The following is a 14110-nucleotide window of genomic DNA, read 5'->3' as shown; positions in this document are numbered from 1 at the left end:
GGGCGGGTTCGGCCCCGGCGCCGTGCCGGGAGGCCGTTTTCGGTGACGAGGGCGGACCGGGCGGCTGTGTCCCACGACGGGGCGCGGCCGCCGGACCGCCCGGCAGGAGGAGCATGGACGAGAAGGCGCGCGGGCTCGGCAGTGAGTCGTTCCGCCGGGACCTCGGGGTGGACTACGCCTATGCGGCGGGCTCGATGTACCGGGGCATCGCGTCGAAGGAGCTGGTCCTGGCGATGGGACGGGCCGGCTTCCTGGGATTCCTCGGGGCCGCGGGACTGAGCCCCGAGCGGGTGGGCGCGGACATCGCCCATCTCCGGGCGGAGCTGGGCCCGCACCGGCCCTTCGGCGTCAATCTGCTGGCCGACCACCGGGACCCGGCACGGGAGACCGCGGCCGTCGACCGGCTGCTCGCCCACGGGGTGCGCGTCGTCGAGGCCTCGGCCTTCGTCAAGGTGACACCGGCGCTGGTCCGGTTCCATCTGCAAGGGCTGCGGGCGGGACGGGACGGCGGGGTCGTGCGCGACACCCGGATCCTCGCCAAGGTTTCGCGGCCCGAGGTCGCCCGGGAGTTCCTGCGGCCCGCGCCGTCCGGAACGGTGGCGCGACTGGTGGCCGAGGGCCTGGCCACCGCCGAACAGGCGGCGCTCGCCGCCCGGGTCCCGGTGGCGCAGGACCTCACCGTCGAGGCGGACTCGGGCGGGCACACCGACCGGGGGGTGTCCACTGTCCTGCTGCCCGCGCTGCAGAGCCTGCGGGGGCGCCTGGTAAAGGAGTTCGGCTATGCCGAGGAGATCCGGCTCGGGCTGGCCGGGGGGATCGGCACCCCGCAGGCGGTGGCGGCCGCCTTCGTCATGGGGGCGGACTACGTCATGACGGGATCCATCAACCAGTGCACCGCCGAGGCGGGGATCAGCGACGAGGTCAAGGACCGGCTCCAGGACATCGGGGTGGCGGACACCGACTACTGCCCGGCAGGCGACATGTTCGAGATCGGTGCCCTGGTCCAAGTGCTGAAGAAGGGCGCACTCTTCCCGGCAAGAGCGAACCGGCTCCACGCCCTTTACCAAACCTATGAGTCCTGGGAGGAGATCCCCGAAGGGGTGCGCCGGCAGCTCCAGGAGACCTTCTTCAAGAGAAGTGTCGACGAGGTCTGGAGGGAGACCTGCGACCATCTGCGCAGAACCGGCCGGGAGGCGGAGATCGAGCGGGCCGAACGCCTCCCGAAGCGCAGGATGGCCCTCATCTTCCGCTGGTACTACGGATACAGCAGCCGGCTCTCCTTCACGGACCCCGGGCGGGATCCGGCGAATGTCCAGGTCCATACGGGCCCGGCTCTGGGAGCCTTTAACCAATGGGTACGGGGAACGGATCTGGAGAACTGGCGGAACCGGCACCCCGACCATATGGCGAGACAGCTCATGCAGGAGGCCGAACATATTCTGGCGGAGCACCAAAAACGCGTCTCCTGAAGATTTCCACTGGCCATGTGCTGTGTCCAGGGCATATGATCTGACTCGTTGTCACGATGAGTGACCGGGAAGCGTGGGATGGCCATTGACAGGAAAGCCCGAACGCAGGGCCGGAGGTCTGCTCACTTTTGCAGAAGGACGCGCGGCCATCGCCGCAGCGAACGGACCAGAAATGATGAGAAAGGGTTCTCACGTTGAGGGCATACATCTTCCCCGGTCAAGGGTCGCAGCGAAAGGGAATGGGAGGCGCCGACCTCTTCGACGAGTTCCCCGACCTCACCCGGACCGCCGACACGCTCCTCGGTTACCCGATCCGGACGCTCTGCCTGGACGACCCGGACGGACGGCTCGACGACACCCGGTACACCCAGCCGGCCCTCTATGTCGTCAACGCCCTCTCCTACTACCGCAAGCTGCGGGAGACCGGTGTCGTCCCGGACTTCGTCGCAGGTCACAGCCTGGGTGAGTTCAACGCCCTGCTCGCGGCCGAGGCTTTCGACTTCGAGACCGGGCTCCGTCTGGTCCGTAGGCGCGGCGAGCTGATGTTCCGGTCCGGGGGCGGGGCGATGGCGGCCGTCCTCAACGCCTCGGAGAAGGAGGTCCGCGCCGTTCTGGCGGAAGCCGGGCTCGACGCCGTCGATCTGGCGAACTTCAACACGCCGTCGCAGATTGTGATCTCGGGCCGGGCCGAGGACCTGAAGGCGGCGCAGCCGCTCTTCCAGGCCGGTACCCATCTCTTCGTTCCGCTCAAGACGAGCGGAGCCTTCCACTCCCGGTATATGGAACAGGCCCGCGTGGAGTTCGCCGGATTCCTGGCGGAGACCGCCATTTCCGAACTGCGGATACCGGTCGTCTCCAATGTCACCGCGCGGCCCTATGAGAACCATCAGGTCAGGGAACTGATGGCTCGCCAGATCGTCAGTGCCGTGCGCTGGTCCGATACCGTGGAATTTCTCCTCGGATATGCGGGTATGGAGTTCGAGGAAATTGGCCACGGCCGCGTTCTTGCAAATATGGTGAAGAAGATCCGGCGGGAACTTCCCGATATCGGAAAGAACGCTGCGGCCGCGGCAGCAAATTCGGAGATCCACCCGTACGGAAAGGTCTCGGAGAAGACGCCGGAAAGTCCCGCCGGGCCTGCAGTGGACCGACCGGAGCGGAGCGCCGGGGAAAAGGTCAGGATATGGAACGAAAGGCATCCGGTCGGTACTCGGGTCTGCTCCACCGCTGGTGACTACGGACAGCTGGAGACCGCCACGGAGGCGATCATTCTCTTCGGGCACCGCCCGGCCGTCTATGTCCACGGCTACCGGGGCTACTTCGACCTGGACGAACTCAAACCGGTCGGCTGACCGAGGCCGTGGACCGAACCGATCCGACAGCCCGAGGGGAAAACTGATGACCACAGTCGGCATCGAAGCGATGAACGTCTTCGCCGGCACCTGCAAGGTCGACGTGGAGAAGCTGGCGACCCACCGCGGACTCGACACCGCGCGGTTCGACAACCTCCTGATGAAGGAGAAGACCGTCGCCCTTCCCTATGAGGACCCCGTGACCTTCGGCGTCAACGCGGCCAAGCCGCTCATCGACGCCCTGTCACCGGAGGAGCGCGACCGCATCGAACTCGTCATCACCGCGACCGAGTCCGCCTTCGACTTCGGCAAGTCCATGAGCACCTACTTCCACAGCCTGCTCGGACTGAACCGGAACTGCCGCCTCTTTGAGATCAAGAACGCCTGTTACTCCGGGGTCGCGGCCCTCCAGACCGCAGCCAATTTCATCCTTGCCCAGACCTCCCCGGGTGCCAAGGCCCTGGTCATCGCCACCGACATCACCCGCTTCATGGTGGCCGAGGGAGGCGATGCCCTCTCCGAGGACTGGTCCTTCGCCGAGCCGAGCGGCGGCGCCGGCGCCGTAGCAATGATCATCAGCGACGCCCCGCACATCTTCCAGATCGATGTCGGCGCCAGCGGCTACTACGGCCATGAGGTGATGGACACCTGCCGCCCGCTCCCCGACAGCGAGGCCGGCAATGCGGAACTGTCCCTCCTGTCCTACCTCGACTGCTGCGAGAACGCCTTCCGCGAATACCAGCGGCGCGTCGGCGATGTGGACTTCGTGGAGACTTTCGGCTACCTCGCCTTCCACACCCCCTTCGGTGGCATGGTCAAGGGCGCCCACCGCAATCTGATGCGCAAGATAGTCAAGGCGCGGCCCGCCCGGATCGAGGAGGACTTCCTCCGCCGGATGGGCCCCGGACTCGCCTACTGCCAGCGCGTCGGCAACATCATGGGCGCCACCACCATGCTCTCCCTCGCCAGCACCATCGACAACGCCGACCTCACCGGCCCACAGCGCATCGGCGTCTTCTCCTACGGCTCCGGCTGCTGCTCCGAATTCTTCAGCGGCGTCGCCCGCCCCGAGAGCCGGGACCGGCTGCGCGTCCTCGGCATCGGCGGACACCTCGACTCCCGCTACACGCTGACCATGCCGGAGTACGACGCACTCCTCCGGGCCAACCACGCCGTCAAGTTCGGCACCCGCAACACTGTCCTGGACCCCGGTGTCGTCCCACAGGCCCGCACCGCCCTCGGCGGGGAACGGCTCTTTCTCCAGCGCATCGACGAGTTCCACCGGGAGTACGAGTGGGTGTCCTGAGCCCGGAGACGGTGTACGAGACCGTCAGGGTCCGCTGGGAGCAGGAGATCTGCTTTCTCCAGATCCACCGGCCCGAGGCCGGGAACACCATCAGCCGTCGCCTCGTCGAGGAGTGCACCGCCGTGGTCCGCCAGTGCGAGGACCGCGCCAAGGTCCTCGTCCTGGAGGGCCTGCCCGAGGTGTTCTGCTGGGGCGCCGACTTCCAGGAACTGGACGACGGCACGGCCGGTGCGGCGGGCGGCGCCGACGGGACCCACGCCGCGGCCCTCTACGACCTGTGGCTCTCCCTGGCCTTCGGCTCCTTCGTCTCGGTGGCACACGTCCAGGGCAAGGCCAACGCCGGCGGCATCGGCTTCATCGCCGCCTGCGACATCGTCCTCTGCGAGAACACCACCGTCTTCAGCCTCTCGGAACTCCTGTTCGGACTGATGCCGGCCTGTGTCCTGCCCTTCCTGATCCGGAAGACCGGTCCGGCCAGGGCCAACTTCGCCACCCTGACCACCCAGCCCTTCACCGCAGGGCAGGCCGTCGCCTGGGGGCTCGCCGACGACTGCGCCGCCGACAGCGGCAGGCTGCTGCGCCGCCATCTGCTGCGGCTGCGCTATCTGCCCAAAAAAGGCGTCGCCCGCTACAAGAACTATCTACGGAACCTCGACGACCTCCTCGTCCCCTCCCGCGACAAGGCCGTCGCGGCCAATCACGAGGTCTTCTCCGACCACGAGAACCTCGAAAAGATCGCCCGCTATGTGCACACCGGACGGTTCCCCTGGGAGGGAGAGCAGTGATGCAGAGCGACCCCGTGGAGTACCGGGAGATCGGGCCCCACATCGTCCAGATCACCATGCGGGACGAGGTCCACAAGAACACCTTCACCGATCGGCTCATCATCGGTCTGAGCAAGGCCTTCGCCCGGGTCAAGGACCACCGGCGGTGCAAGGCGGTCGTTCTCACCGGCTACGGCAACTACTTCGCCAGCGGAGGCACCAAGGAGAGCCTGCTCCAGATCCAGGAGCGGCGCATCAGCTTCACCGACTCCGACATCTACGGACTCGCGCTCGACTGCCCCGTGCCCGTCATCTCCGCGATGCAGGGCCACGGCGTCGGCGGCGGATTCGCCATGGGACTCTTCGCCGACTTCGTGGTCCTCAGCCGCGAGAGCATCTACACCACCAACTTCATGCGGTACGGCTTCACCCCCGGCATGGGCGCGACGCTGATCCTCCCCAAGAAGCTCGGCTTCGGTCTGGCCGAGGAGATGCTGCTCTCCGCGAAGACCTACTACGGGCGCGAACTCAAGGAACGCGGCGTCCCCTTCCCGGTTCTGCCGCGCGCCGAGGTCCTGCCCTATGCGCTCGAACTCGCCGAGACGCTCGCCGAGAAGCCCCGGGTCTCCCTTGTCACCCTCAAGGACCATCTCGTCTCCGAACTCCGGTCCGAGCTGCCCCGCTTCATCGAACGCGAGGTGGCCATGCACGAGAAGACCTTCCACCAGCCCGAAGTCCGCGACCTCATCGCGGCCCACTACACCGGAGGTTAGACCCATGCCCGACCAGGACGTCTTCGCCCTGATTGTGGAGCACACCCGCGAGGTGATCCCCGAGCTGGAGGAGCACCCCTTCCAGCCTGCCGAGTCGCTGCGCGACCTCGGCGCCAACTCCATCGACCGGGCCGAGATCATCATGATGACCCTTCAGTCCCTTTCCCTCAGCATCCCGCTGGTGGAACTGGCCCAGGCACAGAACATCGGAGAACTCGCGGAACTCATCCATGGCAAATCGGCCCGCTGATCCGCGCGGCGTCGTCGTCACCGGCCTCGGCATCACCTCCGCGGTAGGCCGGGGCAAGGACGCGTTCCTCGGCTCGCTCCTCGCCGGCGATCATGGCTTCGGCCCGCTGCGGCGGCCCGGCCGCTCGCTGCCGGACGACGGGACCGGCACCGTCCCGGCACCCTTCCAGGGCGCCGAGATGGCGGAGCCGGTCATGCCCGCTCATATCCCCGCCCGTACGGTGCGCGCGGCCTCACTCTCGGCCCGAGCAGCCCTCGCCACGTTGGACGAGGCATGGCGGGAGGCCGGTCTGGACGAGGCCGACCCCTTCCGCACCGGCCTGGTGATCGGCGGTTCCAACATCCAGCAGCGGGAGCAGGTCCTGCTGCACGCCCGGCACGCCGAGCACCCCGGCTTTCTGCGCCCCACCTACGGCATGGCGTTCATGGACACCGACCTGTGCGGCTTCTGCACCGAGCAGTACCCGATCCGGGGCTTCGCCCACACCCTGGGCGGCGCCTCCGCCAGCGGATTGCTCGCGGTGCTCCAGGCGGTCCGCGCGGTGCGGTCCGGCCAGGTCGACGTGTGCGTGGCGGTGGGCGCACTGATGGACCTCTCGTACTGGGAGCTGACCGCGTTCCGCAGCATGGGCGCGATGGGCTCCCACCGCTGGGCCGATGACCCGGCGGCGGCCTGCCGCCCCTTCGACCGGGGCCATGACGGCTTCATCTACGGCGAAGCGTGTGCTGCGGTGGTGGTCGAGCGGGAGGGCCTGCGCCGGCATCCCGCCCCGTACGCGCGGGTCCTCGGGTGCGGCACGGCGATCGACGGCAACCGCAATCCCAACCCGTCCGAGGAGGGCGAGGCCGCCGCCCTGGAGTCGGCCCTGCGGGAGGCGGGTCTGCCGGCGTCCGCCGTCGACTACGTCAATCCGCACGGCACCGGCTCGCCCACGGGCGACGGGATCGAGCTGCGGGCGCTGCGGCGCGCGGGACTCGACCACGCCCGGATCAATGCGACCAAGTCCATCACCGGTCACGGACTGACGGCAGCCGGCGCCGTCGAGGTCGTCGCCACCCTGCTCCAGCTGCGGGAGCAGCGGCTGCACCCCACCCGCAATCTGGCCGACCCGATCGATGACACCTTTCCCTGGGTGGGGGAGAAAGCGGAGCCCTGCCGGCTGCGGACAGCCGTCAGCCTCAGCATGGGTTTCGGCGGGATCAGCTCGGCGATCTGCCTGGAGGCGTGCTGACCGCCGCACCCCCGTCCCGATTTCCGCCCCTGTCGGAGTTCTCTCGAAAGCGCAGGCATGACCAGACCGACCGTGTTCATGTACTCGGGGCAGGGTTCCCAGTACTTCCAGATGACCCGTGAGCTGTATGAGCGGCACCCGCGCTACCGGCTCTGGCTGGACTACTGCGACGACATCGCCACGCCCGTCCTCGGCAGCTCGGTCCTGGACACGATCTTCGATCCGGACCGGGCGAAGGGCGATCCCTTCGACGATCTCACGGTGTCCAGCGCGGCGCTGCTGTGCGTCGAGTACAGCCTCACCAGGGTGGTCCAGGAAATGGGTCTCGTCCCGGATGTGCTGCTCGGCTACAGCCTGGGGGAGATCACCGCCGCCGTGGTCGCCGAGGTCTTCCCGCTGGAGACGGGGATCTCCTTCGCCGTCGACTTCGCCCGGCTGCTGGAGGACCGGACGCCGAGGGCGGCCATGCTGGCGGTCGTCGGTCCGCCGGAGCTGCTGGAGCGGTACGCCGGGACGCCCGGCGACCTCTGGGTGACGGCCCGCAACTTCGACGGCAACTTCGTCGTCACCGGCCGTGTCGGGGCGGTGGCGGAATTCCAGTCCGCGCTGGAGCGCGAGGGCGTGGTGTGCCAGCGGCTGCCGGTCAACTACGGGGTGCACACCCCGCTCCTCGATCCGGTCGAGGAGCAGGTGCGTGAGCTGGCCGGCGGGCTGGGCCTCGCCCCGCCCCGGATCCCGGTCGTCTCCGCCGCCTCAGGCCACCGGACGGAGGCCGTGACGCCGGACGTGGTCTGGGACGCGATGCGCCGGCCCGTGGAGTTCGCGCGGACGATCGGGCGGATGGCCGCCGGGGGCGACGCCGCCTTCGTCGACCTGGGTCCGAGCGCCACGCTCGCGACGTTCGTCAAGTACATCCTCCCCCCGGGCAGCGGCTCGGTCCAGGAGAGCACCGTCAACCGTTTCGGACAGGACCTGAAGTCGCTGGGCGAGTTTCAGGAGCGGATGGCCCCGGCACGGGGCTGAGGTACAACAGAGAAAGGGGGAATCCCGGTCATGGCAACAGACAGCGGACTGAGGATCTATCGGGACGCCACGGCGATCATCACGGGCGGTGCCTCGGGCATCGGCCGTGCGCTGGCGGAGGAGCTGGCCGCCCGTGGCGGTGAGGTGGTGCTGGCAGATCTCCAGCTGGAGCTGGCGGAGGAGGCGGCGGCCGCGGTGCGGTCCGCCGGTGGCAGGGCGACGGCGGCCCGGCTGGATGTGACGGACCACGAGGAGTTCGCCCGGCTGGTCCGGGAGACCGTCACCCGCACCGGCCGGCTGGACTTCCTGTTCAACAACGCCGGCATCAGCCACGGTATGGGCGCCGGGGCGCGCCACTACCGCATCGAGGACTGGCGGCGCGTTCTCGACGTCAATCTCGGCGGCACCGTCAACGGCGTCCAGGCCGCCTACAACCTCATGATCGATCAGGGATTCGGCCATATCGTGAACACCGCCTCGATGGCGGGTCTGGTGCCGAGCCCCGGCACCACCTCGTATGTCACCACCAAGCATGCCGTCGTGGGCCTCTCGCACAATCTTCGGGCCGAGGCCGCGCAGCTCGGTGTTCGGGTGAGTGTGCTGTGCCCGGGGGTCGTCCGCACCCCCTTCATCGAGGGCGGACGGTACGGCCGCCGGGTCGACGGGGTGACGAGCGAGGTCACCCGCGAGATGTGGGAGCAGCGCAAGCCCATCCCACCCGAGGAGTTCGCCCGGAAGGCGCTGGACGAGGTGGCCCGGAACAAGGGCGTCATCGTCGTGCCGGGGTTCTGGAAGCTGTTCTGGTGGCTCTTCCGGCTCGCCCCGGAGTTCAGCCTCAGGCTCGGCACGAAGAACTTCCGGGACCTCGGCGGGGGCGCCGCGGCGGGCCACGAGGCCGCGCGGACCGGACCGGAGACGTCCCCCCGGGAGCCGTAGGGGCACCCAAGGGCCCGTGCGCACGGGGTCCCGGTCCGCGGTGACGCGGACCGGGACCCCGTGGGTCGTCGCGGGCCTCTCCCGGTGCCCGGCGGGTGTTTGCGGACCGGGACGGCGTGGCGGATGCCCGGCGCGTCCACGGGGAGCCTCGTGGACGCGCCGGGCACCGCTCAGTCCCGTCCGGCGCTGAGCCGTATCGGAAGGGTCTCCAGTCCGCGCAGCACGGTCCCCGGCCGCCAGCGGAAGTCGGCGGGATCGGCGGCCAGGGTCATCTCCGGGAAGCGTTCGAAGAGCCGGCCGAAGGCGATCTGCGCCTCCAGACGGGCCAGTGGCGCTCCGACGCAGTAGTGGATGCCGTGGCCGAAGGCGAGGTTGGCGCCGGCCTGCCGGTGCACGTCCAGGCTGCCGCCGTCGGGGTACTGGGCATTGTCCCGGTTGGCGGAGGCGAGGGAGACCACGACGAGTTCGCCCTCGGGTATCACCACCCCGCTCAGTTCGACGGGTTCCGTCGTGTAGCGCAGGGAGGCGGTGTTGACGGGTCCCTCGTAGCGCAGGAACTCCTCGATCGCGCCGGGCAGCAGGGACGGGTCGGCGCGCAGGGCCGCGAACTGCTCGCGGTGGCGCAGCAGGGCGAACATGCCGTTGCCGATGAGGTTGACGGTGGTCTCATGGCCGGCGACCAGCAGCAGGAAGGCCATGGAGACCAGTTCCTGCGGGCTCAGCTTGTCGCCGTCGTCGCTGGCGTGCACCAGGCCGGTGAGCAGGTCGTCGGCGGGCGCGGTGCGCTTGCCGGCAACCAGCTCGTGCAGATAGCCCAGAAGCGAGGGGGCGGCCTGGGCGATCTTCTCGGGGTCGCCGGAGAGCTGGGCGGATACCCAGCCGTGGAAGCGGTCCCGGTCGACGGTGGGCACGCCCAGCAGTTCGCAGATCACCGATATGGGCAGTGGGTAGGCGAAGGCCCGCATCAGGTCGACCTGCTCCTGGCCCTCCATGGCGTCGAGCAGTTCGGTGGTGATCTCTTCGATACGGGGGCGCAGCTTCTCGACGGCCCGCATGGTGAAGACCTTGTTGACGAGTCTGCGCAGCCGTGTGTGGTCCGGCGGGTCGGTGTTGAGCATGTGAGTAGACAGCTCGGTGGCGAACACCATGGCGGTGGCCTCGTCGGTCGTGTTGCGCTCGATGACCTTCTGGCCGATCTCGACGTTCTTGGAGAGCCGCGGGTCGATGAGGGCGGACTTCGCGTCGTCGTAGCGGGTAATGAGCCAGACCGTCAGCCCGCCGGGTGCGATGACCCGGCGGACGGGTGCCTCGATGCGCAGCATGTCGTACAGCGCGTGCGGATCCTGCTCGAATGTCGTCACATCGATGGGGAGCGGGGTGGCGTTGTCGTGACCGGTGAGCATGCTTCCTCCGGTTTCAACTTGCGGTGGTCATATCAATTTTGTGCATATTTGATATGGCTTGTTTCATTCGTGGAGCGTAGATTTCCATGCGGCCGGGGAGCGTTCGGAATACGCCCGGAACATGGTGGGACGCGGTGGGGCGGTGGTCGGCGCGGCCGGGCCGGTCGTGACACCGGACGGGAGAGGGCCGGGACGCGATCGGGGCAAGGTGCGCTGCGTGGGACGCGGACGGCGGGCGGGATCCGGGTCAGGAAACGGACCGGGCGAGCCGGAATCCCAGGTCGTCGATACGGAGGGTGGGATGGCTCTTGCGCCGGCACGAGGCTCGGCAGGCGCGGGGCGGGTCATAGGCGCCGCCGCCGCGGAAGACCCGGTACGGCCCGTAGACCGCCGGGTCGTAGCGGTCCCAGCACCACTCCCATACATTCCCGATCATGTCGTGGAGGCCCCAGTCGTTGGGGGCCCGGGTGCCGGCCTCGTGCACCTGGTCGCCCGCATTGCCGCGGTACCACGCGATGTCGTCGAGTTCGCCGTAGCGCACCCCGGTGCTCCCGGCGCGGCAGGCGTACTCCCACTCCGCCTCGGAGGGCAGCCGGTACCCGTCGGCGTCCCGATCCCAGACGACGTTCTCCGCGTCCGGCTCCTCGATCCCTGTGTAGCAGGGCCGCACTCCCTCGGCCTGGGAGAGCCGGTTGCAGAAGCGCACGGCGTCGATCCAGGACACCTCGGTCACCGGCTTCCGGCCGCCGTCGCCCGCCGGAGCGTCCCGTTCGCCCAGGACGGCTGCGTAGAACTCGCGGGTGACCGGAAGGGGCGCCAGCCGGAAGGCCCGGACCTCGACGGTCCAGTCGGTCATCGTGCCTTCGTCCCGCAGCCGGATCGTCCCGGCGGGCAGCTCGGACGGCGGCGGGACGGGTGCGGGGAGCAGGGAGCGGTCAACTCTCATATCAGCTTTCCGTCATCGGTGCGGTGCGGTGCGGTGCGGTGCGGGGGAGGGGGCGGGAGTCGTCGGCCCCGGGTGCCGCAGGGCGATGGCCGTCACGACGAGACCGTCACGACAGAGCCAGCGGCCCGTCAGGACCTTCAGCCGGTCGGCGTCCGGCCCCCCGGCCGGGACTGTGAGCCGAGCGGTGAACGTGCCGTCGCCCGGGTCGAACCGGATGTCGGCGTCCCCGAAGTCCAGCTCACGCCCCGTCAGCGGATACCAGATCTTGAACACCGTCTCCTTCGCACTGAACAGCAGACGATCCCAGCAGATCTCCGGCGCCCCCGCGGCCAGCTCCAGCACCCGGGCGTGCTCCCCCGGCGGTGAGATGAACTCCAGCAGTCCGTCGGCCAGTGGAGCGTTGGGCTCGGCATCGATGCCGAGCCCGAGGTAGTCGCGGACCCGGCCGACGACGGCTGCGCGATAGCCGGCACTGTGTGTCATGCTCCCGACGAGACCGGCGGGCCATTGCGGCGCGCCCCGCCGTCCCGCCACGAGCGGCGCCGCCGTCACACCCAGCGCATGCATGGCCCGCCGGGCGCAGAGGCGCACACTGGCGTACTCCTGCCGTCGCTTCGGCACGGCGCGTGCGACGGCGGCGGCCTCTTCCGGGAACAGGGCGTGAACGGCCGAGGCGGAGTCGGAGAAGGAGTGGGCGGCGCTCGCGGGCGCGGGGATCAACTCCCCGATCACGAGGTCCGGGCCGGCTTCTCCTTCGGACCCGCGCCGAGGGCGTCGATGTAAGGGAGGGCCGGACCGAACGGGTCCAGCACGTCCTGAGCGGTCGCCACCATGAGTCCTGCCGGGTCGCACATCAGCACATTCATTCCGTGTCGATCCAGCGGGACGTCGTTCACCGGCGGTCTCCCAGGGTAGGACGGATCCTGTGCTGAACTGGACCCAATGTACTGCAGGACGTGAACTCGCCGATGGTACAGGCGGTATGAATCCGTGCAGCCGGACCAGGAGGGCGGGGCAGGCCGTTTCCGTGGAGGCGGGAGGCCCCTTCGCCCTGGTGGGCCAGGGCACCTGTGGCCCAGCTGCCCGGTGCCTTCTCGGCCGTTCCGTCACCCCGGCTCCCATGTGTCCTTTACGGCTGCTGGAGACGTACCGCCGTTGAGTGCACACCGACCTCGACGACCGAACGACGAGAGCCGCTTCACCATGGAGGCCTGGGGCGCGCGGATGGAGCTGCGTGCCGTCCGGCGTCGCAACCTTGAGGAGTCTGTGCGTTCGGCCGCCGCACTCGGTGGCGGGCGGGTCGCTCCGCCCGCCACCGGGTCGCGGCCGCAGGTCAGCGCCGCAGACCGCGGTCCAGCGCAGTGATCAGCGAGCCCTGGGCGTCATCCCCGTCCAGGGACCAGACCATCACGCCGCCGAGACCGTTGCGCTGGGTGTAGCGGGCCTTCTGGGCGGCGGTGGCAGGGGTGTCGTACGACCAGAATTCGGTGCCGTCGTACTTCCAGGCCGCGCCGTGCCTGCGGTCGGTGTGCACGGTGCCCGGGAGGTCCTTGATTGCCTTGTAGGGCAGTTCGCCGCCGCCGCGCGGGGACATGCCGGTGGCGGGCTGGTAGAGGCCGTTCTTCGCCCCGGCGGGCACCCCCGTCCAGCCGTAGCCCCAGGACGGCACCCCGAGCACCGCCTTGCGGGCCGGCAGCCCGCCGGCCAGGTAGTGCCGCACCACCCGGTCCGCGCTGTAGCTGTAGCCGCTGCCGGAGGGGTCGGCCGGGTCGGTGTAGAGGTTCGCCTGGTGGTTGGTCGGGCCCAGCGGCTCCCAGGAGCCGTGCATGGTGTAGGTCATCAGGTTCAGGTAGTCGACGTGGCGGGCGACCTTCCGCAGCTCCAGCCGGTCCGCGATGGTGGTGTTGGCGGCGACGGCCGCCGTCAGCAGGTGGCGCCCCCGCGGCCCGTCGCCCAGCGCGTCCAGCTGCCGCCGGAACTCGGCCAGCAGCAGGGTGAAGTTGCGGCCGTCCTCGGGGCGCACCGAGTTGTCCGGCAGACCGTCGCCGCCCGGGTGCTCCCAGTCGAGGTCGATACCGTCGAAGACGCCCGCGCCGCTGCCCGGGCCGCCCTCCGGCGAGCCCAGCTGCGGCAGGTTGCCCTTGATGTAGAGGTCGACGCAGGAGGCCACGAACTTCTTGCGCGCGGCGTCGGTGGCAGCCACGTCCGAGAAGTACTTGGACCAGCTCCAGCCGCCGATGGAGATGACGGCCTTCAGAAGGGGGTTCTTCGCCTTCAGCTTCCGCAGCTGGTTGAAGTTGCCTTTCAGCGGCTGGTCCCAGGTGTCGGCGACGCCGTCCACCGAGTCGGCAGCGCTGATCGGCCGCTGGTAGTCGGCCCAGGCGTCGGCCTGGTCGGCCAGGTTGTCCTCGAAGCAGGTGCCCTCGGGGGAGATATTGCCGAAGGCGTAGTTGATCACAGTCAGCTTCGCCGCCTGGCCCGAGTCCTGGACCTTCTTGGCGGAGAAGCCGCTGTAGACGCTCCATCCGGTGAAGTAGGCCACACGGTGGCCGGGCAGTCGGCTGTCGTCGTCATCGGCGTGAGCGGTCGCGGGGGCCGCGACGAGCGAGGCGAGCAGAGCCGTCGCCACGAACGCGGAGGCGCGTCGGAACATCTTG

At 69.2% G+C, this 14110-nt stretch carries 14 protein-coding genes; 9 read left to right on the top strand and 5 right to left on the bottom strand.

The window, feature by feature from the left end:
- Positions 1-113: 113 nt before the first annotated feature.
- From ACIQ9E_RS07265 to ACIQ9E_RS07225, 9 genes are all read left to right on the top strand, one after another.
- Complete coding sequence (locus ACIQ9E_RS07265; RefSeq protein WP_403703309.1) at positions 114-1469, top strand: PfaD family polyunsaturated fatty acid/polyketide biosynthesis protein; 1356 nt, start codon at positions 114-116, stop codon at positions 1467-1469.
- 239 nt (positions 1470-1708) lie between these two features.
- Entirely contained in the window at positions 1709-2821 is a 1113-nt protein-coding gene (fabD, locus tag ACIQ9E_RS07260) for an ACP S-malonyltransferase (RefSeq protein WP_403703306.1), read from the top strand.
- A 46-nt stretch (positions 2822-2867) separates the two neighbouring features.
- Complete coding sequence (locus ACIQ9E_RS07255) at positions 2868-4127, top strand: hydroxymethylglutaryl-CoA synthase family protein (RefSeq protein ID WP_403703303.1); 1260 nt, start codon at positions 2868-2870, stop codon at positions 4125-4127.
- Positions 4115-4912 (top strand): enoyl-CoA hydratase/isomerase, encoded by a 798-nt coding sequence (locus ACIQ9E_RS07250; protein ID WP_403703300.1) that lies wholly within the window; start codon positions 4115-4117, stop codon positions 4910-4912. Before ACIQ9E_RS07255 ends, ACIQ9E_RS07250 begins: the two co-directional genes overlap by 13 nt.
- Positions 4912-5664, top strand: coding sequence for a polyketide synthase (locus ACIQ9E_RS07245; RefSeq protein WP_403703297.1), 753 nt, complete (start codon positions 4912-4914; stop codon positions 5662-5664). The genes ACIQ9E_RS07250 and ACIQ9E_RS07245 overlap by 1 nt, the downstream gene beginning before the upstream one ends.
- A 4-nt stretch (positions 5665-5668) precedes the next feature.
- Positions 5669-5914, top strand: coding sequence for an acyl carrier protein (locus ACIQ9E_RS07240; RefSeq protein WP_403703294.1), 246 nt, complete (start codon positions 5669-5671; stop codon positions 5912-5914).
- Positions 5895-7145: a beta-ketoacyl synthase N-terminal-like domain-containing protein gene (locus ACIQ9E_RS07235; RefSeq protein WP_403703291.1), complete on the top strand. Its 1251-nt coding sequence runs from the start codon at positions 5895-5897 to the stop codon at positions 7143-7145. The genes ACIQ9E_RS07240 and ACIQ9E_RS07235 overlap by 20 nt, the downstream gene beginning before the upstream one ends.
- 57 nt (positions 7146-7202) lie before the next feature.
- Positions 7203-8168, top strand: a complete 966-nt coding sequence (locus ACIQ9E_RS07230) for an acyltransferase domain-containing protein (protein WP_403703288.1) — start codon at positions 7203-7205, stop codon at positions 8166-8168.
- A gap of 30 nt (positions 8169-8198) precedes the next feature.
- A complete protein-coding gene (locus tag ACIQ9E_RS07225) occupies positions 8199-9104 on the top strand; it encodes an SDR family NAD(P)-dependent oxidoreductase (protein WP_403703285.1) in 906 nt (301 codons plus the stop codon).
- Between the two features lie 170 nt (positions 9105-9274).
- Here ACIQ9E_RS07225 and ACIQ9E_RS07220 read toward each other — a convergent pair whose 3' ends face one another.
- The 5 genes from ACIQ9E_RS07220 to ACIQ9E_RS07200 form a co-directional block, all read right to left on the bottom strand.
- Positions 9275-10507 (bottom strand): cytochrome P450, encoded by a 1233-nt coding sequence (locus ACIQ9E_RS07220; RefSeq protein WP_403703282.1) that lies wholly within the window; start codon positions 10505-10507, stop codon positions 9275-9277.
- A 247-nt stretch (positions 10508-10754) separates the two neighbouring features.
- Positions 10755-11453: a formylglycine-generating enzyme family protein gene (locus ACIQ9E_RS07215; protein WP_403703279.1), complete on the bottom strand. Its 699-nt coding sequence runs from the start codon at positions 11451-11453 to the stop codon at positions 10755-10757.
- A 12-nt stretch (positions 11454-11465) separates the two neighbouring features.
- A complete protein-coding gene (locus ACIQ9E_RS07210; RefSeq protein WP_403703276.1) occupies positions 11466-12185 on the bottom strand; it encodes a 4'-phosphopantetheinyl transferase in 720 nt (239 codons plus the stop codon).
- Entirely contained in the window at positions 12182-12319 is a 138-nt protein-coding gene (locus ACIQ9E_RS07205; protein ID WP_403703273.1) for a hypothetical protein, read from the bottom strand. Before ACIQ9E_RS07205 ends, ACIQ9E_RS07210 begins: the two co-directional genes overlap by 4 nt.
- A 467-nt stretch (positions 12320-12786) precedes the next feature.
- Positions 12787-14106, bottom strand: a complete 1320-nt coding sequence (locus ACIQ9E_RS07200) for a glycoside hydrolase family 18 protein (RefSeq protein WP_403703270.1) — start codon at positions 14104-14106, stop codon at positions 12787-12789.
- Positions 14107-14110: the final 4 nt, after the last annotated feature.

The organism is Streptomyces sp. NPDC094448, from assembly GCF_044763775.1.
GTDB lineage: Bacteria > Actinomycetota > Actinomycetes > Streptomycetales > Streptomycetaceae > Streptomyces.
The sequence above is the reverse complement of the archived record's forward strand: the minus strand, read 5'-3'. Positions and strand labels throughout refer to the sequence as shown.

Bases quoted from the DNA above. Each gene is read 5' to 3' on its own strand.
- ACIQ9E_RS07240 (WP_403703294.1), top strand. From the start codon at position 5,669: ATGCCCGACCAGGACGTCTTCGCCCTGATTGTGGAGCACACCCGCGAG.
- ACIQ9E_RS07245 (WP_403703297.1), top strand. From the start codon at position 4,912: ATGCAGAGCGACCCCGTGGAGTACCGGGAGATCGGGCCCCACATCGTC.
- ACIQ9E_RS07225 (WP_403703285.1), top strand. From the start codon at position 8,199: ATGGCAACAGACAGCGGACTGAGGATCTATCGGGACGCCACGGCGATC.
- ACIQ9E_RS07230 (WP_403703288.1), top strand. From the start codon at position 7,203: ATGACCAGACCGACCGTGTTCATGTACTCGGGGCAGGGTTCCCAGTAC.
- ACIQ9E_RS07215 (WP_403703279.1), bottom strand. From the start codon at position 11,453: ATGAGAGTTGACCGCTCCCTGCTCCCCGCACCCGTCCCGCCGCCGTCC.
- ACIQ9E_RS07205 (WP_403703273.1), bottom strand. From the start codon at position 12,319: ATGAATGTGCTGATGTGCGACCCGGCAGGACTCATGGTGGCGACCGCT.
- ACIQ9E_RS07255 (WP_403703303.1), top strand. From the start codon at position 2,868: ATGACCACAGTCGGCATCGAAGCGATGAACGTCTTCGCCGGCACCTGC.
- fabD (WP_403703306.1), top strand. From the start codon at position 1,709: ATGGGAGGCGCCGACCTCTTCGACGAGTTCCCCGACCTCACCCGGACC.
- ACIQ9E_RS07235 (WP_403703291.1), top strand. From the start codon at position 5,895: ATGGCAAATCGGCCCGCTGATCCGCGCGGCGTCGTCGTCACCGGCCTC.
- ACIQ9E_RS07200 (WP_403703270.1), bottom strand. From the start codon at position 14,106: ATGTTCCGACGCGCCTCCGCGTTCGTGGCGACGGCTCTGCTCGCCTCG.
- ACIQ9E_RS07265 (WP_403703309.1), top strand. From the start codon at position 114: ATGGACGAGAAGGCGCGCGGGCTCGGCAGTGAGTCGTTCCGCCGGGAC.
- ACIQ9E_RS07220 (WP_403703282.1), bottom strand. From the start codon at position 10,507: ATGCTCACCGGTCACGACAACGCCACCCCGCTCCCCATCGATGTGACG.